This window comes from Formosa algae (assembly GCF_001439665.1).
Classification (GTDB): domain Bacteria; phylum Bacteroidota; class Bacteroidia; order Flavobacteriales; family Flavobacteriaceae; genus Formosa; species Formosa algae.
In genome coordinates, this window is the sequence record NZ_LMAK01000001.1 from 1 (window position 1) to 783 (window position 783).

General features: G+C 28.2%; 1 protein-coding gene. It reads left to right on the forward strand.

Annotated elements, in window-relative coordinates; all coding sequences use genetic code 11:
- The first annotated feature begins 30 nt into the window (after nucleotides 1-30).
- Complete coding sequence (locus AST99_RS00005; protein WP_057777826.1) at nucleotides 31-771, forward strand: carbon-nitrogen hydrolase family protein; 741 nt, start codon at nucleotides 31-33, stop codon at nucleotides 769-771.
- Nucleotides 772-783: the final 12 nt, after the last annotated feature.

Genomic DNA, 783 nt, shown 5'->3' on the forward strand with positions numbered 1-783 from the left:
ACGTTGTAGCCAATTAAAACCCAACCTAAATTGAAAATAGCATCAGCACAGATTAAATCAACAATTGGAGAGATTAATCAGAACTTAGAAACTCATTACAAAATGATTGATTTAGCTTCTAAAAATGGAGTTAATTTAATTATTTTCCCTGAAATGTCTATAACTGGATATTGTAGAGAAAAAGCGAGAGAACTTTCAATGACTGAATTTGATAAAAAGTTAAACACTTTGAAAAAAAATGCAGTCGAAAAGAATATAACAATCGTTGTAGGAGCACCTATAAAAATTGACAACAAAATGCACATTGGCTCTTTTATTTTCCTGCCAAATAATTTGATTAAAATTTACACAAAACAATATCTTCACGACGGAGAGGAACGATATTTTGAACCTTCTTTTGAAAATAATCCAATTATAGAAATTAATGAAGAAAGATTTTCTTTTGCAATTTGTGCAGATATAGAAAATGAACTACATCCGAAAAAATCTTGTGAACTTAATAATACATTTTATTTACCGAGTATCTTTTACTCTAAAAATGGAATTGACAACGGAATAGAAAAATTAAGAAACTACGCTAAAAAGTATTCGTTAAATATTTTAATGTCAAATTTTAACGGAGAACACTGGAACATAGAAGCTGGAGGAAAAAGTTGTTTTATAAATAACAAGGGAGAACTAAAATCTAAATTGACAACTAATGAAGACGGATTATTAATCATCCATAGGAAAAATAATAATTGGGAAAGCGAAATAATAACAATCAAATAACTGGCTACAACA